General features: G+C 67.9%; 14 protein-coding genes. 11 read left to right on the top strand and 3 right to left on the bottom strand.

The features are described from left to right. Positions 1 to 43 precede the first annotated feature (43 nt). Both KK087_RS04245 and KK087_RS04240 read right to left on the bottom strand, forming a co-directional pair. On the bottom strand, positions 44 to 844 hold the full coding sequence (locus tag KK087_RS04245; protein ID WP_214564304.1) for a cell division FtsX domain-containing protein: 801 nt from the start codon (positions 842 to 844) through the stop codon (positions 44 to 46). Positions 845 to 954: 110 nt separating this feature from the next. Continuing rightward, a complete protein-coding gene (locus KK087_RS04240) occupies positions 955 to 1,797 on the bottom strand; it encodes a spermidine synthase (protein ID WP_214529468.1) in 843 nt (280 codons plus the stop codon). A 335-nt stretch (positions 1,798 to 2,132) separates the two neighbouring features. On the opposite strand from KK087_RS04240, the gene KK087_RS04235 reads away from it, so the two are divergent. The 3 genes from KK087_RS04235 (at position 2,133) to rpoC (ending at position 10,562) form a co-directional block, all read left to right on the top strand. Then, positions 2,133 to 2,732, top strand: coding sequence for a hypothetical protein (locus tag KK087_RS04235; RefSeq protein WP_214564303.1), 600 nt, complete (start codon positions 2,133 to 2,135; stop codon positions 2,730 to 2,732). A 415-nt stretch (positions 2,733 to 3,147) separates the two neighbouring features. After that, positions 3,148 to 6,636 carry a DNA-directed RNA polymerase subunit beta gene (gene rpoB, locus KK087_RS04230; RefSeq protein WP_214529465.1) on the top strand — a complete coding sequence of 1,163 codons (3,489 nt, stop codon included), beginning with the start codon at positions 3,148 to 3,150 and terminating at the stop codon, positions 6,634 to 6,636. A gap of 44 nt (positions 6,637 to 6,680) precedes the next feature. Next, positions 6,681 to 10,562 carry a DNA-directed RNA polymerase subunit beta' gene (gene rpoC, locus KK087_RS04225; protein ID WP_214529463.1) on the top strand — a complete coding sequence of 1,294 codons (3,882 nt, stop codon included), beginning with the start codon at positions 6,681 to 6,683 and terminating at the stop codon, positions 10,560 to 10,562. A 129-nt stretch (positions 10,563 to 10,691) separates the two neighbouring features. On the opposite strand, the gene KK087_RS04220 is transcribed toward rpoC, so the two are convergent. Continuing rightward, positions 10,692 to 11,087 carry a VOC family protein gene (locus tag KK087_RS04220; RefSeq protein WP_214529461.1) on the bottom strand — a complete coding sequence of 132 codons (396 nt, stop codon included), beginning with the start codon at positions 11,085 to 11,087 and terminating at the stop codon, positions 10,692 to 10,694. A gap of 410 nt (positions 11,088 to 11,497) precedes the next feature. On the opposite strand from KK087_RS04220, the gene KK087_RS04215 reads away from it, so the two are divergent. The 8 genes from KK087_RS04215 to KK087_RS04180 all read left to right on the top strand — a co-directional run bounded on the left by KK087_RS04215 (position 11,498) and on the right by KK087_RS04180 (position 21,471). Next, positions 11,498 to 13,165 carry a GspE/PulE family protein gene (locus tag KK087_RS04215; protein WP_214529459.1) on the top strand — a complete coding sequence of 556 codons (1,668 nt, stop codon included), beginning with the start codon at positions 11,498 to 11,500 and terminating at the stop codon, positions 13,163 to 13,165. Positions 13,166 to 13,185: 20 nt separating this feature from the next. Beyond that, positions 13,186 to 14,763 (top strand): type IV pilus twitching motility protein PilT, encoded by a 1,578-nt coding sequence (locus KK087_RS04210; RefSeq protein ID WP_284730928.1) that lies wholly within the window; start codon positions 13,186 to 13,188, stop codon positions 14,761 to 14,763. After that, entirely contained in the window at positions 14,763 to 15,995 is a 1,233-nt protein-coding gene (locus KK087_RS04205) for a type II secretion system F family protein (protein ID WP_214564302.1), read from the top strand. Before KK087_RS04210 ends, KK087_RS04205 begins: the two co-directional genes overlap by 1 nt. A 185-nt stretch (positions 15,996 to 16,180) precedes the next feature. Then, complete coding sequence (locus KK087_RS04200) at positions 16,181 to 16,648, top strand: type II secretion system protein (RefSeq protein ID WP_214564301.1); 468 nt, start codon at positions 16,181 to 16,183, stop codon at positions 16,646 to 16,648. A gap of 71 nt (positions 16,649 to 16,719) precedes the next feature. Further along, the gene (locus KK087_RS04195; RefSeq protein ID WP_214564300.1) at positions 16,720 to 18,057 is read left to right on the top strand and encodes a prepilin-type N-terminal cleavage/methylation domain-containing protein; all 1,338 of its coding nucleotides are present in this window, start codon (positions 16,720 to 16,722) and stop codon (positions 18,055 to 18,057) included. Next, the gene (locus tag KK087_RS04190; protein WP_214564299.1) at positions 18,057 to 18,719 is read left to right on the top strand and encodes a PulJ/GspJ family protein; all 663 of its coding nucleotides are present in this window, start codon (positions 18,057 to 18,059) and stop codon (positions 18,717 to 18,719) included. The genes KK087_RS04195 and KK087_RS04190 overlap by 1 nt, the downstream gene beginning before the upstream one ends. After that, entirely contained in the window at positions 18,716 to 20,611 is a 1,896-nt protein-coding gene (locus KK087_RS04185) for a pilus assembly PilX family protein (protein WP_214564298.1), read from the top strand. The genes KK087_RS04190 and KK087_RS04185 overlap by 4 nt, the downstream gene beginning before the upstream one ends. Next, positions 20,608 to 21,471, top strand: coding sequence for a prepilin peptidase (locus KK087_RS04180; protein ID WP_214564297.1), 864 nt, complete (start codon positions 20,608 to 20,610; stop codon positions 21,469 to 21,471). Before KK087_RS04185 ends, KK087_RS04180 begins: the two co-directional genes overlap by 4 nt. Positions 21,472 to 21,504 lie beyond the last annotated feature (33 nt).

Here is a 21,504-nt window from a genome sequence, read left to right as displayed (position 1 = left end):
GGCCCGCCGTGCCGGAGCACGACGGGCCGTTCGAGGGGTTCGGTCAGGAGCCGGCGTTCGCCACGGCGGCGAAGGCGACACCGGCGTACGTCACGATGGTCGCGATCGTGGCGACGACGGCCAGGACGATGGCGAAGATGCCCCAGCCCCGACCGCGCTTGGTCACGGCGGCGATGATGCCCTGCACGAGTGCCCAGAGGCCGAGGATCGCGGCGACGCCGGCGATGACCGCACCGACACCGATCTGCGAGACGACGGCCGGGTCTTCCATGAGCTGACGCTGCAGCTCCTGCTGGTCCGGGGTCGCTCCGCCGCTCGGCACGAGGTTGTTGATCGCGTCGCTGTTCGCGAGCGCCGAGCCCATCACGTAGCCGCCGATGACGCCGATGACGAGCGCGGCCAGCCCGAGGACGAACGCCACGACACCGAGGGTCTTCTTCTTGCGCTTCGGCTCGTCGTGGGCCTGCCATGCCGGGGCGCCGGAGTGCGCGGACGCTGCGGCGTACGGCTGCTGGTCGTGGCGCTGGCCCTGGTCGTGGCGCTGCTGGTCGTTCCAGCTCGGCGTGCTCGACGGCTGCCCGTACTGGCTGTTCTGCTGCTGGCCGTACTGGCCCTGCTGCTCGCCGTTCTGCTGGCCGTATTGCTGCTGGCCCTGGCCCTGGCCGTACTGCTGCTGGCCCTGCCCGTACTGCTCGCCGTACTGCGGGGTCGAGGTCGGCGCGGGGTCCACCCGCTCGCCGTACCGCGGGGCGTCGGCGTCGGGCCGCTGCTGCGGGGCCTCGCCCCAGCGCGGCTCCTGGCCGTCGCCCGTCCGGTCCTGGTCGTTCCGGTCGTCGTTCGTCATCAGGGTTCCCATCGCTCGGTCGCGCACCTGCGCGGTCGTTCACTCCATCCTGACAGCCGGACCCGCCGAGTGCCCGAAGTCCGTCACCGGGAGTGCGACGCGGGCGGGCATCAGCCCCCGAACACGCTCCGGTTCGGCTCCGGCGACGCGACCGCCGTCTGGTCGGTGACGATCGGTGCCCCGGCGATGAACGACCGGAGCTCCGCACCGTGCACGACCTTGGCCGGCATCGGGTCGGACGAGTACCGCCTGGGCATGTCCGCCACCGGCAGCTCCGACGGCGACCCGAGCAGCACGATGTTCCCGAACCGCCGGCCCTTGAGCATCCCGGTGTCCGCGACCGCGGCGACCGACGGCAGCACCGACTGCAGGGTCGAGGCCTGCCCACGGGCGAACGCCAGACCCGCACCGTCGGCAACGTTCACGGCGACGATGCCCGTCGGTGACAGGAACGCGGCGACCTCGCGGTAGAACTCGACACTCGTCACGTGCGCGGGGATCTGCGAACCGCCGAACACGTCCACCACCGCCAGGTCCACGGTGCCTCGCAGGCCGGCGGGCAGCTTGCCGAGGACCTCCCGGGCGTCGCCGTACCGCACCCGGATCGACGCTCCGCGGGGGAACGGCAGGACCTCGCGCACGTGCTCGACCAGGTCGCGCTCGAGCTCGATCACCTGCTGCCGCGAACCCGGGCGGGTCACCGCGACGTAGCGGGGCAGGGTCAGTGCGCCCGCGCCGAGGTGCAGCGCCGTGATCGGGCCGTCGGGCAGCAGGTCGATCGCGTGCCCGATCCGCCGGATGTACTCGAACGCCAGGTGCGTCGGGTCCTCGAGGTCCACGTGCGACTGCGGGGTGCCGTCCACCACCAGGGTGAAGGACCCCGGTCGGTGCCGGTCCGGCTCCACCACCGAGTACCCCGCACCGATCCGGAACCCGTCGAACGCATCAGCCATGCGGTCAATGGAACACCACCGCGATCCCCGCGCGGGACGGCGCGCTCGTGAATGCGTACACATGAACAGCCAGCGGACGCCAAGACTCGGCCCGTATCGTCGACGGCTGTCGTCACGACGCGTGAGCGTCGATGCGTGCGGTGCCCCACACACCACGCGTCCGCCCGTGCACCGTGACCACGACGTGCCCGTGAGCGTCCCCACCGCTCGAGCGTGCGCGCCGTCGGCGTGCTGCTGCGCGCCGCCCCTCCGGCCACCCGTGCGCGCTGGCCGTCGAACGCACCGCACCCGACGTCGAGTGCACCACTGCAGATCCGCCGCAGGAGACCTCCGTCATGACCGCCGACACCATGAGCGTGCCCACCGCACACTCCACCGCACCGACCACCCATCGGACCGCCGCCCGACCCACCCGGGTGATCCGGGCCTCCCGGCCGTTCCACGCCGACCGCGAGACGGCGCCCACCTGGATGCGCGTCGTCGGGGTCGCGCTGCTCGTCGGCGGAGCAGGCCTGACCGCCGCGGTGCTCGGCTGGCCGGGCGACGCACCGGAGATCGCGCTCCTCGTGCCGGGCCTGCTCGCCGTCACGGTCGGACTGTTGCTCGTGCTCGCCCGCGCCGGGTTCACCGTCACGGAGCGGCACGTGACCCTGCACTTCCGCCCGCTCCCGCCGCGGCGCATCCCGCGCCGGCGGATCGCGGACGTCCGACTGGTCGAGGCGGACGCCGCCACCTACGGCGGGGTCGGCCTGCGGATCCGTCGGGGTGTGCGGGCGCTCATCCTCACGCCCGGGCTCGGGATCGAGCTCACCGACGACCGGGGGCGGGTCACGTTCGTCCGCACGCGCCGTCCGGAGGACGCGTTCCGGGCGCTGGCCGGACTGCCGGGCGGGCCGGGAGGCGCGGGGCACGTCGAGCGCGAACGCCTCAGCTGAGCGGGGGCCGGGCTGCGTCCTGCCCGCGTCCGGAGTCCTGCGTGCCCGCGGGAATGGAAGCGGGGTGCGGCGGCTTATACACGCCACTGCCGAATCCGGTCAAGCCGGGACTGGACAGCCCGCCACGGAGCGAACTATGATGACAGTTCGCGCTCCCTGGCATCCGTGTCGTCATATTGCGGTCGACGCAGAGTTCTGAGACAGAAACTCATCTCGCCCTGGTGCAGCCGGACCCGTATATGGCGGCGGGTACCGCTCACGGAGATCATCCCACACGTACACCGACGTTCCGCGTCGCGCACGTGTCGGCGTGGTCACAGGGCATGAATTCTCGGGGTTCGCCGAGCGATCAATCCACTCACCTACACACTGCTCGTCAGTGTCGGCCCGACGGGGCCTACCGGAGGTCACACCCTTGGCTGCTGCGCCCAACGCATCCACCAACCCCAAGAACGGTCGCAACCACTCGCGACTCTCGTTCGCCAAGATCACGGACACCCTCACGGTTCCGGATCTGCTCGCACTCCAGACGGAGAGCTTCGACTGGCTCGTCGGCAACGACGTCTGGAAGGCCCGCCTCGCCGAAGGGCAGGAGCAGGGTCGCACCGACCTCGCGCTGCACTCGGGGCTCGAGGAGATCTTCGAGGAGATCTCCCCGATCGAGGACCTCGGCGAGACCATGCAGCTCTCGTTCACCGCGCCTGAGCTCGAGGACCCGAAGTACTCGATCGACGACTGCAAGGAGCGCGGCAAGACCTACGCCGCTCCGCTGTACGTCAACGCCGAGTTCATGAACCACATGACGGGTGAGATCAAGACGCAGACGGTCTTCATGGGCGACTTCCCGCTCATGACCGAACGCGGCACGTTCATCATCAACGGCACCGAGCGCGTCGTCGTGTCGCAGCTCGTCCGTTCGCCCGGCGTGTACTTCGAGCGCCAGCAGGAGAAGACCTCCGACAAGGACATCTACTCGGCGCGGATCATCCCGTCGCGTGGTGCCTGGCTCGAGTTCGAGATCGACAAGCGCGACCAGGTGGGCGTGCGCATCGACCGCAAGCGCAAGCAGTCCGTGACCGTCTTCCTCAAGGCCCTCGGCCTGACGAGCGAAGAGATCATGGACGAGTTCCAGGGCTTCGCGTCGATCGAGTCGACCCTCGAGAAGGACGCCGTCCTCACGAAGGAAGAGGCGCTCAAGGACATCTACCGCAAGCTCCGTCCGGGCGAGCAGGTCGCTGCCGAGGCCGCACGTGCGCTCCTCGACAACTTCTACTTCAACCCGAAGCGCTACGACCTGGCGAAGGTCGGCCGCTACAAGGTCAACCGCAAGCTCGGCATGGACGCCCCGCTGTCCGACTCGGTGCTCACCGTCAAGGACATCGTCGCGACGATCAAGTACCTCGTGTCGCTGCACGCTGAGCGCACCACGATCGACGGCGTCCGTGACGGCGAGCCGGTGCAGCTGCGCCTCGACGTGGACGACATCGACCACTTCGGCAACCGTCGCATCCGTGCCGTCGGCGAGCTCATCCAGAACCAGGTCCGCACGGGTCTGTCCCGCATGGAGCGCGTCGTCCGCGAGCGCATGACCACGCAGGACATCGAGGCGATCACGCCCCAGACGCTCATCAACGTGCGTCCGGTCGTCGCCGCGATCAAGGAGTTCTTCGGGACGTCCCAGCTGTCGCAGTTCATGGACCAGAACAACCCGCTCGCGGGCCTGACGCACAAGCGTCGTCTCTCGGCCCTCGGCCCGGGTGGTCTGTCCCGTGAGCGCGCCGGCGTCGAGGTCCGTGACGTCCACCCGTCGCACTACGGCCGCATGTGCCCGATCGAGACCCCGGAAGGCCCGAACATCGGCCTGATCGGTTCGCTCGCGTCGTTCGGTCGGATCAACTCCTTCGGCTTCATCGAGACCCCGTACCGTCGCGTCGTCAACGGCGAGGTCACGAAGACCATCGACTACCTCACCGCTTCGGAAGAGGACGAGTTCGTCGTCGCGCAGGCCAACGCCCCGCTGACGAACGACTTCCACTTCGCCGACGACAAGGTGCTCGTCCGCAAGAAGGGTGGCGAGGTCGAACTCGTCGCCAAGGACGAGGTCGACTACATGGACGTCTCGCCGCGCCAGATGGTGTCGGTCGCGACGTCGCTCATCCCGTTCCTCGAGCACGACGACGCGAACCGCGCCCTCATGGGTGCGAACATGCAGCGTCAGGCCGTCCCGCTGCTCCGTTCCGAGTCGCCGCTCGTCGGCACCGGCATGGAGGGCTACACGGCCATCGACGCCGGCGACGTCGTCACCGCCGACAAGGCCGGTGTCGTCTCCGAGGTCTCGGCCGACGCCGTCACCCTGCAGCTCGACGAGGGCGGCACGCAGACCTACTACCTGCGCAAGTTCGACCGCTCCAACCAGGGCACGAGCTACAACCACCGCGTCATCGTCTCCGCTGGCGAGCGCGTGGAGCAGGGCGAGGTCATCGCCGACGGTCCCGCGACGGAGAACGGCGAGCTCGCGCTCGGCAAGAACCTCCTCGTCGCGTTCATGCCGTGGGAGGGCTACAACTACGAGGACGCGATGATCCTGTCGCAGAACCTCATCAAGGACGACACGCTCTCCTCGATCCACATCGAGGAGTACGAGGTCGACGCCCGCGACACCAAGCTCGGCAAGGAGGAGATCACCCGTGACCTCCCCAACGTCAGCCCGGACCTGCTGGCCGACCTCGACGAGCGCGGCATCATCCGCATCGGTGCCGAGGTCCGCCCCGGCGACATCCTCGTCGGCAAGGTCACGCCGAAGGGCGAGACCGAGCTGAGCGCCGAGGAGCGCCTGCTCCGTGCCATCTTCAACGAGAAGTCGCGCGAAGTCCGCGACACCTCGCTCAAGGTGCCCCACGGTGAAGAGGGCACGATCATCGGCGTCAAGGTGTTCGACTCGCAGGACGGCGACGACGAGCTCGGCTCGGGCGTCAACCAGCGTGTGGTCGTCTACATCGCCCAGAAGCGCAAGATCACCGCGGGTGACAAGCTCGCCGGTCGTCACGGCAACAAGGGCGTCATCTCGACCATCCTCCCGGTCGAGGACATGCCGTTCCTCGCCGACGGCACCCCCGTCGACATCGTCCTCAACCCGCTCGGCGTCCCCGGCCGCATGAACTTCGGCCAGGTGCTCGAGATCCACCTCGGGTGGCTCGCCAAGCAGGGCTGGAACGTCGAGGGCATCCAGGAGTGGGCCTCGGCCCTGCCGGAGGCAGCGCGCAGCGCCGAGCCCGGCACCAAGGTCGCCACCCCGGTGTTCGACGGTGCGTACGAGCGCGAGATCGAGGGCCTCCTCGACTCGACCCTCCCGAACCGCGACGGCGAGCGCCTGATCGGCTCGTCCGGCAAGGCGCAGCTCTTCGACGGTCGCTCCGGCGAGCCGTTCCCGGAGCCCGTCTCGGTCGGCTACATGTACATCCTCAAGCTGCACCACCTGGTCGACGACAAGATCCACGCGCGTTCGACCGGGCCGTACTCGATGATCACGCAGCAGCCGCTGGGTGGTAAGGCGCAGTTCGGTGGACAGCGATTCGGTGAGATGGAGGTGTGGGCGCTCGAAGCGTACGGCGCCGCCTACGCCCTCCAGGAGCTCCTGACGATCAAGTCCGACGACATCCTCGGCCGCGTGAAGGTCTACGAGGCGATCGTCAAGGGCGAGAACATCCAGGAGCCCGGTATCCCCGAGTCCTTCAAGGTCCTCATGAAGGAGATGCAGTCGCTCTGCCTGAACGTCGAGGTCCTCTCGGCCGACGGCCAGGCTGTCAGCCTGCGCGACAACGATGACGAGGTCTTCCGCGCTGCGGAGGAGCTGGGCATCAACATCTCCTCGCGGTTCGAGTCGTCCTCTGTCGACGACATCTGATCCCGCCCGTACATCGAAGCCTGAATCAGCAAGAGAGAAGAACATTGCTCGAAGCAACTTCCTTTGACGCCATTCGGATCGGCCTCGCAACCGCCGAGGACATCCGTCAGTGGTCGTACGGCGAGGTCAAGAAGCCGGAGACCATCAACTACCGCACCCTGAAGCCCGAGAAGGACGGTCTGTTCGGCGAGCAGATCTTCGGGCCGTCCCGTGACTGGGAGTGCGCCTGTGGCAAGTACAAGCGTGTCCGGTTCAAGGGCATCGTCTGCGAGCGCTGCGGCGTCGAGGTCACCAAGTCCTCGGTCCGCCGTGAGCGCATGGGCCACATCGAGCTCGCTGCCCCCGTCACGCACATCTGGTACTTCAAGGGCGTCCCGTCGCGCCTCGGTTACCTCCTCGACATGGCGCCGAAGGACCTCGAGAAGGTCATCTACTTCGCGGCGTACATGATCATCGACATCGATGAAGAGGGCCGTCACGCGGACATGCCGGGTCTCGAGAACGAGATGCGTCTCGAGATCAAGACCCTCGAGGGCCAGCGTGACTCGATCATCGCCGACCGCCTCAAGAAGCTCGAGGACGACCTCGCAGCCCTTGAGGAAGAGGGTGCGAAGGCCGACGTCAAGCGCCGCACCAAGGACACCGCCGAGAAGGAGATGTCCCAGGTCCGCAAGTCGTTCGACGAGGACATCACCCGTCTCGAGCGTGTGTGGGAGGACTTCCGCAACCTCAAGGTGGGCGACCTCAAGCCCGAGGACGCCGTCTTCCACGAGCTCCAGGACCGGTTCGGGATCTACTTCGACGCCTACATGGGCGCCGAGGCGATCAAGCTCCGGCTCGAGGCGTTCGACCTGGCCGCCGAGGCCGAGGCGCTGCGCCTGCAGATCGCCGAGGGCAAGGGCCAGAAGAAGATCCGCGCGATCAAGCGTCTGCGCGTCGTCAGCTCCTTCCTCGCCACCGGCAACTCGCCGGCAGCGATGGTGCTCGGCGTCGTGCCGGTCATCCCGCCGGAGCTGCGCCCGATGGTGCAGCTCGACGGTGGCCGCTTCGCCACGTCGGACCTCAACGACCTCTACCGTCGTGTGATCAACCGCAACAACCGTCTCCGCCGCCTGCTCGACCTCGGTGCCCCCGAGATCATCGTGAACAACGAGAAGCGCATGCTGCAGGAAGCCGTTGACGCGCTGTTCGACAACGGTCGTCGTGGACGTCCCGTCACGGGTACCGGCAACCGCGCCCTGAAGTCCCTGAGCGACATGCTCAAGGGCAAGCAGGGTCGTTTCCGCCAGAACCTGCTCGGCAAGCGCGTCGACTACTCGGGCCGTTCGGTCATCATCGTCGGCCCGCAGCTGAAGCTGCACCAGTGCGGTCTGCCCAAGCAGATGGCGCTCGAGCTCTTCAAGCCGTTCGTGATCAAGCGCCTCATCGACCTGTCGCACGCGCAGAACATCAAGTCGGCCAAGCGCATGGTCGAGCGTTCGCGTCCGCAGGTGTGGGACGTGCTCGAGGAGATCATCCGCGAGCGCCCCGTCCTGCTGAACCGTGCGCCGACGCTGCACCGCCTGGGCATCCAGGCGTTCGAGCCGCAGCTCGTCGAGGGCAAGGCCATCCAGCTCCACCCGCTCGTCTGCGCTGCGTTCAACGCGGACTTCGACGGTGACCAGATGGCCGTGCACCTGCCGCTGTCGGTCGAGGCCCAGGCCGAGGCCCGCATCCTGATGCTCGCCTCGAACAACATCCTGAAGCCGTCCGACGGCCGCCCGGTGACCCTGCCCGCACAGGACATGATCATCGGTCTGCACCACCTCACGACCGTCCGCGAGGGCGCCGTGGGCGAGGGCCGTGCGTTCTCGTCGGTGGCCGAGGCGATCCTGGCGAACGACCAGCACACGCTGCACCTCAACGCGATGGTGAAGATCCGCATGACGGGTGTCCACTTCGCCGAGGGTGAAGCACCCGAGGGCTACGAGCAGGGCGACACGCTGCTGCTCGAGACGACCCTGGGCCGTGCGCTCTTCAACGAGACCCTCCCGGCGAACTACCCGTTCGTCCAGAAGGTCACGGACAAGGGCGTGCTCTCCGCGATCGTCAACGACCTCGCCGAGCGCTACTCCAAGACCGAGACGGCCGCTGCGCTGGACCGGATCAAGGACGCCGGCTTCTACTGGGGCACCCGCTCCGGTGTGACCGTCGCCCTGTCGGACGTCGTGACGCCTCCTCGCAAGAAGGAGATCATCGCGGGCTACGAGATCCAGGCCGCCAAGGTGCAGGGCGAGTTCGACAAGGGTCTGATCACCGACTCCGAGCGTCGCGCCGACCTGATCAAGATCTGGACCGAGGCCACGAACGAGATCGCGCAGGAGATGCGCGACAACTTCCCGGTCGACAACACCATCAACCGCATGGTGTCGTCCGGTGCTCGTGGTAACTGGCTCCAGGTCCGCAACATCGCCGGTATGCGTGGTCTGGTGAACAACCCGAAGGGCGAGATCATCGCCCGCCCGATCATCAACTCGTACCGCGAGGGCCTGACCGTGGCGGAGTACTTCATCGCCACCCACGGTGCTCGTAAGGGTCTTGCCGACACCGCGCTCCGTACCGCGGACTCCGGGTACCTCACCCGTCGTCTCGTGGACGTCTCGCAGGACGTCATCATCCGCGAGGACGACTGCGGCACGACGCGTGGCCTCGAGCTGCCGATCGCGACCGTGGACGCCGACGGCAAGCTCGTCCGCGACCCCCGCGTCGAGAACACCGTGTACTCCCGCACCCTGGCCACCGAGGCCGTGGACGCACAGGGCACGGTCGTGGCAGAGGCCGGTGAGGACGTCGGTGACGTGCTCATCGACAAGCTGCTCGCGGCCGGTGTCGAGAGCATCAAGGTGCGCTCGGTCCTGACCTGCGAGTCCGCCGTCGGTGTCTGCGCGAAGTGCTACGGCCGTTCGCTCGCCACGGGCAACCTCGTCGACATCGGCGAGGCGGTCGGCATCATCGCCGCCCAGTCCATCGGTGAGCCCGGTACCCAGCTGACGATGCGTACCTTCCACACGGGTGGTTCGGCCTCGGCCGACGACATCACCCAGGGTCTGCCGCGTGTCACGGAGCTCTTCGAGGCACGTACCCCCAAGGGCGCGTCCCCGATCGCCGAGGCCCCCGGCCGCGTCGTGGTCGAGGACACGGACAAGGGTCGTCGGATCATCCTCACGCCGGACAACGGTGACGAGCCGTTCATCTACCCGGTGCTCAAGCGTGCGACGCTCCTCATCGAGGACAACCAGCACGTCGAGCTGGGCGAGCAGTTCATCGCCGGCACCGTCGACCCGAAGGAAGTCCTCCGGGTCAAGGGTGTCCGAGAGGTCCAGAAGCACCTGGTCAACGGTGTGCAGGACGTCTACGGCTCGCAGGGTGTGCCGATCCACGACAAGCACATCGAGGTCATCGTCCGCCAGATGCTCCGCAAGGTCACCGTCGTCGACCACGGCGACACCGACCTGCTCCCGGGCGAGCTCGTCGACCGGTCGCGCTACAACGCGCTGAACCGTGCGGCGCTGCAGGAGGGTCGCAAGACCGCCTCGGCTCGCCAGGAGGTCATGGGCATCACGAAGGCGTCCCTCGCGACCGAGTCGTGGCTGTCCGCCGCGTCCTTCCAGGAGACCACCCGCGTGCTCACGCAGGCGGCCATGGAGGGCAAGCAGGACCACCTCGTCGGCCTCAAGGAGAACGTCATCATCGGTAAGCTCATCCCCGCCGGGACGGGCCTCAGCCGGTACCGTGACGTGGACGTGAACGCGACCGAAGAGGCGAAGGCGGAGCGGTACCCCAACCGCATCTTCGCTGACGACTCGTCGTTCTCGGACGCCGACCTGAGCTTCGTCGACTTCGACAGCTTCTCGTCGGACGACTTCACGCCGGGCACCTACAACTGAGTCTGATGTGATCCCACGAAGGCCCCGTCTCCGCAAGGAGGCGGGGCCTTCGTCGTGTCGTCACCACGTGACGGCCTGGAGGCGCGGTGCCCGGCCGCCACGGGCCTCCCGTCCGCCGTGGGGTCGCGGCTAGAGCGCGCGGCCCGCGCCGTTGTCGCGGCCGGATCCGCGACCGGTCTCGTCGACCAGCGAGAAAAGGCTCAGCACGTTGCCGTCGGGGTCGCGGACGTCGAACCAGTCGACCGCCCCGTCGACGCACTCGACGGGGCCGATGTCGATGCCGAGCGCGCCGATGCGCGCGTGCTCGGAGGCGACGTCGTCGACACCGAAGCGGACGCTGACCGGGTTCTCCTCGGCCTGTTCGTCGACGTAGAGCTGGATCCAGATGCCGCCGACCTCGTACTCGGCGACGCCGTCCTCGGGCTCGAGGTCCGGCTCGGTGCGCTCGAAGACCGCGCCGTACCAGAGGCAGGACGCCTCGAGGTCGGTGACGGGCAGCCCCACGGTCACGCTGGTGATGTCCATGTCTCATGATGTCCCCGGGTGGGGGCGCGCGTCGAGAGGGATTCCGCGGTGCCGCGCTGTCCGGCCCGGTCGCCGCCACGCGTCCTGTCCCGGCGTTCCTCCACAACGCCCCTCCTCGCCGGCGCTCTCCACCGACTCCCTCCGGTGCCTCCGGGGGTGCCGTGTCGTCCGGGAGGCTGGCGGACATGCGCACCCGAACAGCCCCGCCGACCCGGCGCCGATGTCCCCCTGACCGGGGCGGAACCGGCCGTGGACCCCAGTTCTGGGTGCAGTCGGACCCCCTCCGCCCCCTCCTTCTGGGACTGCGGTCGCCGCACGACCCAGAAGTAGCGTGGTCGGGCGCCACATCCCTGGTGGCGCATCACCCGACGACGTCTCGCCGCGCGCGAGTCCAAGGAGGCACAGGACGCATGGCGACCCTGTCCGAGATCCTCATCCTGAACGGCGCCCTGCCCATCGAGCACCTCGATGCGATGACGGGTGACGAGGAACTCGACGAGCGCGCTATCCGCGGCCTGGTCGACCAGGGCGTCGTGAGCGAGGCCCAGTTCATCACCGCCCGCGCAGCCTCGAACAACTCCCGCACCGTCCCGTTGAGCGACTACCCGGTCGACGGCACCGCGGTGTCGATCCTGCCGGCCGCACTGTGCCGTCGCCACGGGGTCCTCGGGGTCGGGTTCGAGGGCGACCTGCTCATCCTCGCGATGGTGAACCCCACGAACGTCCTCGCGATCGACGACGCCCGGACGGCATCGGGTCGGTCGATCAAGCCACTGCAGGTCGAGGAGCGGGACCTCGTCGCGGCGCTCGACCGGTACCTGCGCGCCGACGACGAGCTGAACGACCTGACGTCGTCGCTGGAAGAAGAAGCGTCCGCCATCTCGAGCGCACAGGTCGACATCACCGACGGCGCCCTCGACGACGTGCCGATCGTGCGCTTCGTGAACCTGCTCGTGTCGCAGGCCATCCAGGACCACGCCTCCGACATCCACATCGAGCCGGGTGAGCACGAGGTTCGGATCCGGTACCGCATCGACGGCGTCCTGCACGAGATGGCGCCGGCGCCGAAGAACATCCAGAACGGCGTGATCAGCCGCCTGAAGATCATGAGCGACATCGACATCGCCGAGCGGCGCAAGCCGCAGGACGGCCGGATGTCCGTGCGGCACGGCGGCCGGCAGATCGACCTCCGCGTCGCGACCCTGCCCACCGTGTGGGGCGAGAAGGTCGTCATGCGGATCCTCGACAACACGAACACCTCGCTGACCCTCAAGGACCTCAACCTCCTCGAGCAGAACTTCCAGGCCTACCAGCGGTCCTACTCGAAGCCGTACGGCATGATCCTGGTGACCGGGCCGACCGGTTCGGGCAAGTCGACCACGCTGTACACGACCCTCAACGCGGTCGCGAAGCCCGAGATCAACGTCATCACGGTGGAGGACCCGGTCGAGTACCGGATGGCCGGCATCAACCAGGTGCAGGTCAACCCGAAGGCCGGGTTGACGTTCGCGTCCGCGCTCCGTTCGATCCTCCGCTCCGACCCCGACGTCGTGCTGCTCGGTGAGATCCGCGACCACGAGACCGCACAGATCGCGATCGAGGCATCCCTGACCGGGCACCTCGTGCTCTCGACCTTGCACACCAACGACGCCCCGTCGGCCGTGACCCGCCTGACCGAGATGGACATCGAGCCGTTCCTCGTCGGGTCGGCCCTCGACTCCGTCGTCGCCCAGCGACTCGCACGACGTCTGTGCGACCGGTGCAAGGCGCCCGCGGTGTACGAGATCGAGCAGCTGCAGGCGCTCGGCTTCCTGGCCCCCGGTGACGAGATGCCCGCGTTCTTCGCCCCGGTCGGGTGCGCCGTCTGCTCGAACACCGGCTACCGCGGCCGCATCGCCCTGCACGAGGTAATGACCGTCACCGAGGAGATCGAGCGGCTCGCCGTCGGCCGCGCCTCGAGCGCCGAGATCAGCCGCGTCGCCCAGCAGCAGGGCATGCTCACCCTCCGACAGGACGGCTTCGAGAAGGTCAAGCTCGGCATGACGAGCGTCGACGAGATCCTGCGCGTCGTCGCGTGACCGGGGAACAGGACGAGCAGATGACCGATTCCGTGTACGACATCACCATGCCCGGTGACGAGCCCGTCGCCGGGTGGCACCCCGGAACCCCGGGCGCCGAGGTCGGTTCCCGCCGTGCCGCACGTCTGGCCGCCGCGGCTGCCGCTCCGCCCGAGCAGGTCTACGACCTCGCCGACGACTCGGCGGGGTGGCCGGCACCGGCCGGTGCGCCGGTGGCCGGCTCCGTTGCTGGCCAGGTGGCGGCGCCCGTCGCGCAGTCCGCCACCGCTCCGGCGACGCCGCCCGCCGCGGTCCCGTCCTCGACCGCCACCTACGGGTACGCCGACCCCGCGACCCAGCAGCTCCCGGCCGTGCCGTACAGCGGCGCCCACTACGCGGCTCCGGCTCCCGCGCCGGCACCGGTCGCCAACTCGGCCAGCGACATCGACTTCGCGCGGCACGCGCGCGAGGTCGCCGACCCCGACCTCATCACCGCGCTGGCACAGGTCGTCTACCAGGGCGCGTCCGACCTGCACGTCACCGCGGACGCTCCGCCCACCGTCCGCGTCGACGGCGCACTCCGTCCGGCCGTTCCCGGAGGCGCGTGGTCGCGCGGCAAGGTCATCGCGGCGCTCAAGACGCTGCTGTCCGTCGAACAGGCCGGGCAGTTCGACCACGACCAGGAACTCGACTTCGCGTACTCGCTGTCGCCCGAGTACCGCTTCCGCGTGAACTACTACCAGCAGCGCGGCAACTGGGGCGCGGCGTTCCGCATCATCCCCACCAGGATCAAGACGCTCAAGCAGCTCGGCATCCCCGAGTACGTCGGCGACTTCGCCGGCCTGCCCCGTGGCCTGGTCCTCGTCACCGGCCCGACCGGTTCGGGCAAGTCGACCACGCTCGCCGCGCTCATCGACCTGGTGAACGAGAGCCGCTCCGACCACATCGTCACGGTCGAGGACCCGATCGAGTTCATGCACGAGCACAAGCGGTCGATCATCAACCAGCGCGAGGTCGGTGCCGACACACGCTCCTTCGCCTCGGCGTTGAAGCACGTGCTGCGACAGGACCCCGACGTCATCCTGATCGGCGAGCTGCGCGACCTCGAGACCATCTCCGTCGCGCTCACCGCCGCCGAGACCGGCCACCTGGTGTTCGCCACCCTGCACACGCAGAGCGCGCCCGGCACCATCGACCGCGTCATCGACGTCTTCCCGCCGCACCAGCAGGGGCAGATCCGCACCCAGCTCGCGGCGACCCTGCAGGGCGTCGTCTGCCAGACCCTCGTGCCCAAGGCCAACGGCGTCGGCCGGGTCGTCGCCACCGAGATCATGACGATCACCCCGGCCATCGGCAACCTCATCCGCGAGGGCAAGACGTACCAGATCACCTCCGCCATGCAGGCCGGCCGTGACCTCGGCATGCACACCATGGACCAGGACCTCGCCGAACTGGTCAACGTCGGCACCATCTCACGGAAGGCCGCGATGGAGAAGGTCCACGACGAAGAGGGCTTCGACCGGCTCGTGCAGCGTGTCGAATCCCCGTCCGACTCCTCGGCCGCCGCGATCGCCGCCAGCGGCATCGACTTCGGCGACAAGTTCTCCGGAGGCCACTGATGTCACTCGCGTTCGACTACCGCGGCCGTGACGGCGCCGGCAAGCTCGTCAAGGGCCGCCTCGACGCCGCGTCCGAAGGGGCCGTCGTCCAGCGCCTCCGGGGCATGGGCGTCTCACCGATCGCCATCACCGAGGCCAAGGCCGGCACAGGGCTGCAGACCGAGATCAAGATCCCCGGGTTCGAGAAGGGTGTCGGACTCAAGGACCTCGCGATCATGTCGCGGCAGGCCTCCACGATGCTCACCTCGGGCCTCGCACTGCTCCGGACCCTGACGATCCTGTCGGACCAGACCGAGAACAAGAAGCTCAAGGACATCATCGGGAAGGTCCGCGACGACGTGGAGCGGGGCGTCTCGTTCTCCGACGCCGTCGCGAAGTACCCGGTCGACTTCCCGCCCATCATGATCAACATGATCCGTGCGGGGGAGACCGGCGGCTTCCTCGACCAGGCCATGGACTCCATCGCCACGAACTTCGAGAAGGAGCACAAGCTCCGCTCGACGATCAAGTCGGCGATGACCTACCCGGTGGTCGTGCTCGTGATGTCGCTGGTGGCGGTCACCATCATGCTCATCTTCATCGTGCCGATCTTCCAGGACATGTTCTCGTCGCTCGGCGGCACGCTCCCGCTGCCGACGCAGATCCTCGTGACGCTGTCACACGCCATGCGGTACGTCGCGATCCCCCTCGCCGTCGTCGTCCTGCTGAGCTGGCTGTGGTGGCGGGCGAACAAGAACACCGAGCGGGTGCGCGCGTTCATCGATCCGATCACCCTGAAACTGCCGGTGTTCGGACCCTTGCAGAAGAAGATCGTCATCGCTCGGTTCGCGCGGAACTTCTCGAACATGATCGGTGCTGGCGTTCCTATTCTGCAGGCATTGCGCATCGTCGGTGAAGTGTCGAACAACTTCGTCGTGAAGCGCGCGCTCGACAATGTCGCGGAGGCTGTTCGGAAAGGCGAATCGATCGCTGTCCCGCTCGCCGCGCAGGCAGTTTTCCCGGCAATGGTGACGCAAATGGTCGCGGTGGGTGAAGACGCCGGTTCCCTCGAGATCATGCTCGAGAAGATCGCGGTGTTCTACGACGCCGAGGTCGAGGCCACCACGGACGCCCTGACCTCGCTGATCGAGCCGCTGCTCATCGCGTTCCTCGGAGTGGTGGTGGGCGGGATGATCATCGCGCTCTACATGCCGATCTTCCAGATCACCAACGTCGTGCAGAACGCTTCCTAGTCATTCCACCCCCATGCGGGGGCAATTGGGATATCGAGCAGCCCCCGCACTGGGGGTGTTCCGCGCCCATGATGGCCCCCGTTCTCGGGATTGGCCGGTCGAAGCGTGCCGAATACGCTGTTCTGCGGCGGCCGAGCAAGCCCCGAAATCATTTCCCCGACATTCCCCGCAGAATGGAAACAACCATGTACTTCGCTCTCATGGGCAAGCTCGACGCTCGCCGCAAGGGTCTCCTCAAGGACGGCGAGAAGGGCTTCACGCTCATCGAGCTCCTCGTCGTCGTCATCATCATCGGCATCCTCGCCGCGATCGCCATCCCGGTGTACATCAGCGTGCAGAACAACGCGAAGAACTCGGCCGTCAAGTCCGACATCTCCAACGCGAAGACCGCCGTCGTGACCGTGGTCACGCAGTCCGACTCCGGGACGCTTCCCGCTTCGATCAGCGCCGCCCAGTTCGCGGCAGACCCGTACAAGGCCGCTGGGAGCACCGCGGGCACGGACACGACGCTCACGTACACGGTGAACGCCGACAAGTCCGCGTTCTGCATCCAGGGCAAGAGCACTGCAACGAACAAGACCTTCGGCGCGACCGATGCTTCCGGCGTCGCCGAGGGAACGTGTTCCGCGGGCGTGTTCACGAAGGCCTCCTGACTTACGGAGCCGGGGCACCAGGGCGAGTCGGCCCTGGTGCCCGTTGACCAGCACGAGCAGAAGGGAACGCCATGATCTCGCGCATCGCCGAGCGACTGCGTTCCGCACGTGCGAACGAGGACGGGTTCACGATCATCGAGGTGATGGTCGCCATGACCATCTTCGCGCTGATCGCCGCCGGGATCGCGGCCGGCATCACCGCTTCGCTCGTCCTGTCCAAGGACACCCGTGCACGTGAGGTCGCGTCGACGGTCGCCATGGAGGACATCGACAACCTCCGGAACCTCCCGAGCATCTTCGACATCAAGAGCGGCACTGATTCCCCGACGGTCGGCAATCAGACGTTCGCCCTCACTCGGAAGGTGTCGTGGACCCGTTCCTCGAGCAGTGCAACGGCTTGCGGTACCGGGGACGGCACGTTGTCGTACAAGGCAGTCACGGTGACGGTCAGCTGGAAGACCAGCGCGTCGCCGTCCGGCTCGCAGCAGGTCACGATGTCGAGCGCGATCGCTCCGCTCACGAACATCAACTCCGACACCACCGGTTCGATCCTGATCGGCGTCACGAACGCGAACGGCATCGGTGTGTCCGGGATCGTCCCGACGGTCAGCGGTCCGGCCGGCGTCACCGTCCCGGCGACCGATGCCGAAGGGTGCACCTACGTCTCCGGGGTCGCTCCCGGCACGTACTCGGTGAAAATCGCCCGGAGCGGCTACATCGACTCGAACCAGCAGGTCAGCCCGTCGACGCAGACGATCACCGTCGCCGCAGGCTCCTCCGGAGCCGCTGCCTTCAGCTTCGACGTGGCAGCGAAGTACACCTTCAGGTACGCGTCCACTCCGGACGTGGGTGCGACGCTCCCGACCAACATGTCCACCACGCTGATCAACCCGACCTCCGGCACCACGCAACTCACCAACACCGCCGGATCGGCGTCGCTGTTCCCGTACGGGAGCTACCGGGTGGTCGCCGGGTCGTACGTCGTCGACGCGTCGGGTACCTCGTCGTCGACCTGTCTCAGCCCGGAGCCGGGGTCCTGGACGACCCCGAATGCGAAGTCGAAGGTCGGGACACCCTCGGAGCCCTTGAACAACAAGGCGACGATCACCGTGCAGATGGGGGCGGTCAAGCTCTCGGGCCTGACGGCGGGCAAGTTCCTGACCGCGAAGACGACGACGCCCGTGAACGGCGACCCGGGCTGTGCCGCAGGGATGACCCTGCAGTTCCCGAAGCTCGCAGCGGGCACTACGTCGATCGCGTTGCCGTGGGGGACCTGGAAGCTCTACTCGGGGGACACGGCCGGGTCCACCACGAACGCCCTCGCCCTCACGAACGAGAACGCCGCGATGGTCACGAACGGCGCCGTCCGGGGCGGTGCCGTGATGGTCGATCCCAGGCCGGTCAGCTGATGCGGGCGATCATCCGTCGTCTCCACTCGGAGCAACGGGGCATCACGCTCGTCGAGCTCCTCGTGGCGATGCTCGTCACGTCACTCCTGCTCACGTTGGTCGGGAGCTTCTTCGTCTCGATGATCAAGGCCCAGCGGACGGTCTCGTCGGTCAACGACAGCACGCGGCAGGGCACGACCTCCATGACGCAGGTGAGCCGGTACCTGCGTGAAGCGTCCCGCGTGCAGCTGACGAAGACGACGAACCTGGCGGCGTTCGAGAGTGCGACGGCGACGAGCATGCGGTTCTACTCCGGCGTCGACCTCTCCACGTCCCGGGCCGGGCTCACCAAGGTCACGATCGACACGCAGGGCACGAAGCTCCGCATGCAGCTCCAGCGTGGCGACTGCCCGGCGAACGGGTACTGCACGTTCACCGGCACGACGAAGACCATCGTGCTGGCCGACGTCATCCGGACGAGCGCCGGCAGCAGCCCGCTGTTCAGCTACCGGAACGCCGCCGATGGCGTCGTCACCCCGACAGCCGCAACCCTCGACTCGATCCGATCGGTCGACGTGACGCTCACGGTCGGATCCGTGACGGGGACGACCGCGAACGACACCACCTTCCAAGCGAACATCAACCTGCGCAACCTCGACTACGGCGCAGCGACGGAGTCATGATGCTCATCCGACTTGTCCGTGCCCTCCGCAGCCGTGACGACGAACGTGGCGTGGCGCTCGCGGCCGTCATCGGCCTCGGCGCGGTGCTCATGATCGTGCTCTCGCTGGTGGTCGCGACCGCGACGAGCGGCGCGACGAAGGCGTCGAACGACGACGACTACAACAAGGCGATGGCTGCGGCGTACGCCGGCCTGTCGGACTACCAGGGACGTCTCGCGGCTGACAACGCGTACGTGAAGTACGGGGTTCGGACCCCGTTCTCGGGTGAGAGCACGTACTCCACCGACACCGCGAACAAGGCCTTCGGAACGACCGTGGGCGGAACCTGGGCACCGGTCGTGGGGAGCACCGATCAGTTCTACCGGTACGAGGTCGACAACTCCGCCTACGCGAACACCGGCAAGGTCCGTCTCCGTGTCACCGGCAAGGCGGACGACGCGACCCGGACGCTCGTCGTCGACCTGCGCGGTGACGGCTTCGTGAACTACCTCTGGTTCACGAACTACGAGTCGCAGGACCCCGGCCTCACCGGTGAGACCACCACGACGACGAGTGGCGCTCCGACGACGACGCGGTGTACTTCCGCACACCGCAACGACAGCAACTGGAACTACTACACCAGCTGCGACGCGGTGCAGTTCGGTGCGGGTGACACGCTCGACGGCCCCGTCCGGACGAACGACGTCATCACCGCATGCGGTGCGACGTTCAACCAGGCCGTGTACGACACCGGAGCAGCCGACTTCTTCTACACGAGCAAGGAGACGAAGGTCGACTCGTCGTGCCGGACCTCGACGAAGTTCAACGGCGGTCTGATCCAGACCAGGGGCACCCTCCCGATGCCGAGCACGAACGCGAACATGAAGCAGGAGGCACGGACGGACATCCCCGACAAGGTCGCGAAGCCCGGCTGCATCTACACCGGGCCGACGTCGATCACCTTCCTGTCCGGTGGCAAGATGCGCGTCGTCTCACCGTGGACGAAGAAGACGCAGCTCTCCGGCGCCGCGAACGGCACGATCACCAGCGGCAGCACGAACGACGCACTCTGTGGATCGGTCTCGGCGCTGACCGGAGCGGGAGCGGTCATCCCGACCCTGCCGTCGAACCTGGTCTTCGTGCAGACGGTCCCCAGCGCCAGCGGAGACCCCAACTACTGGGCGCCCAACACGACACCGCCCCCGGGCGGAACCGTGAACGGGACCGTGAACGCCGGTTCGCCGGTCTACTGCCAGCAGAACGTGAAGGACGCCAGCGGCAAGACCACCTCTGACTACGGGAACGGACTCGGCTACCCGAAGAGCAACGAGTTCACCGGCAGCCTCGGTGACTCCGGGTACTACGGATGCCGGAACGGCGACGTCTTCGTGTCGGGTTCGTTCGGAGGGCAGATGACCCTGGCCGCCGAGAACTTCGTCTACGTGACCGGGAGCATCGTCTACCAGAACGGGCGTGGCTCGGACGACATGCTCGGCCTCGTTGGGCAGCGAGCAGTGTCCGTCTACAACCCCATCTCGTGCTCCTCCGGGACGAGCAGCACGTGCGCCACTTCGTCGGGTTCGTCCGCCAACCTCGCCCCGACCCGGAACATCGAGATCGATGCCGCCATCGCGAGCAACCTCGGCACCTTCAACGTGCAGAACAGCGCGTTCGGGTCGAACCTCGGCGTCCTGACGATCTACGGTTCGATCGCGCAGCAGTTCCGCGGCTCGGTGCGGACCTCGTACGGTTCGTACCTCACCGGCTACGCGAAGGCGTACGCCTACGACACCAGGCTGAAGACCTCGGCCCCGCCGAAGTTCCTGCAGCCCGTGTCGACGACGTACGGCGTGACGACCGAGACCGAGTCGGCCACGGCGTTCCGCGCCGACGGCACCCCGACGGGGAAGTGACCGTGACTTCCCTCGCCGGTGTGGCGCCCCTCGTCGCCGTGCTGGTCGGTGTGCTCGGCCTCGCGATCGGGTCGTTCCTGAACGTCGTCGTCCACCGGGTGCCCGCGGGCATGTCCGTCGTCGTGCCGGCCAGCTCCTGCCCCGGGTGCGGCCACGAGATCCGTCGCCGCGACAACGTGCCCGTGGTCTCCTGGCTCGTCCTGCGGGCCCGGTGTCGCGACTGCGGCGCGCCCATCTCGGCCCGGTACCCGCTCGTCGAAGCCGCCACGGGCCTCCTCTTCGTCGCGGTGACCCTGCTCTCGGTACTCGCACCGTGGTCGACGTTGGCGGCACCGGACGGCGTCTCCGGAACGATCCGCGCTGCGATCCTGCTCGTCGCGCTCCTGTACCTGATGGCGATCAGCATCTCGTTGACGCTCATCGACCTCGACACCCACACGTTGCCGAACCGGATCGTGCTGCCGGCCTACATCGTGCTGCCCGTGCTCCTGCTGGCGGCGTCGGCGGTGTCCGACGACTGGGGTGCCGCGCTCCGGGGGCTCATCGGCCTGGTCGTCCTCGGTGGCACCTACCTCGCGCTCGCGCTGGCCGTGCCCGGCGGGATGGGGCTCGGGGACGTCAAGCTCGCCGGCGTGCTCGGCCTCGTGCTCGCGTACCTCGGATGGGGACCCCTCGCAGTGGGTTCTTTCGCGGCGTTCCTGCTCGGAGGTACCTTCGCAGTCGTCCTCCTGGTCGTGCGCCGGGCGGGCCGTCGCAGCGGGATCCCGTTCGGCCCCTGGATGCTCGCCGGTGCCTGGCTCGGCATCGCCGTCGGTGCCCCCGCCTGGGACGGCTACCTGCGCCTCCTCGGACTCGCCTGACGCCTCGTCGCGCGCTGACCCACCAGACCGACC

Origin of the sequence: Curtobacterium aurantiacum (assembly GCF_018598555.1) — a bacterium.
GTDB lineage: Bacteria > Actinomycetota > Actinomycetes > Actinomycetales > Microbacteriaceae > Curtobacterium > Curtobacterium aurantiacum.
The sequence above is the reverse complement of the archived record's forward strand: the minus strand, read 5'-3'. Positions and strand labels throughout refer to the sequence as shown.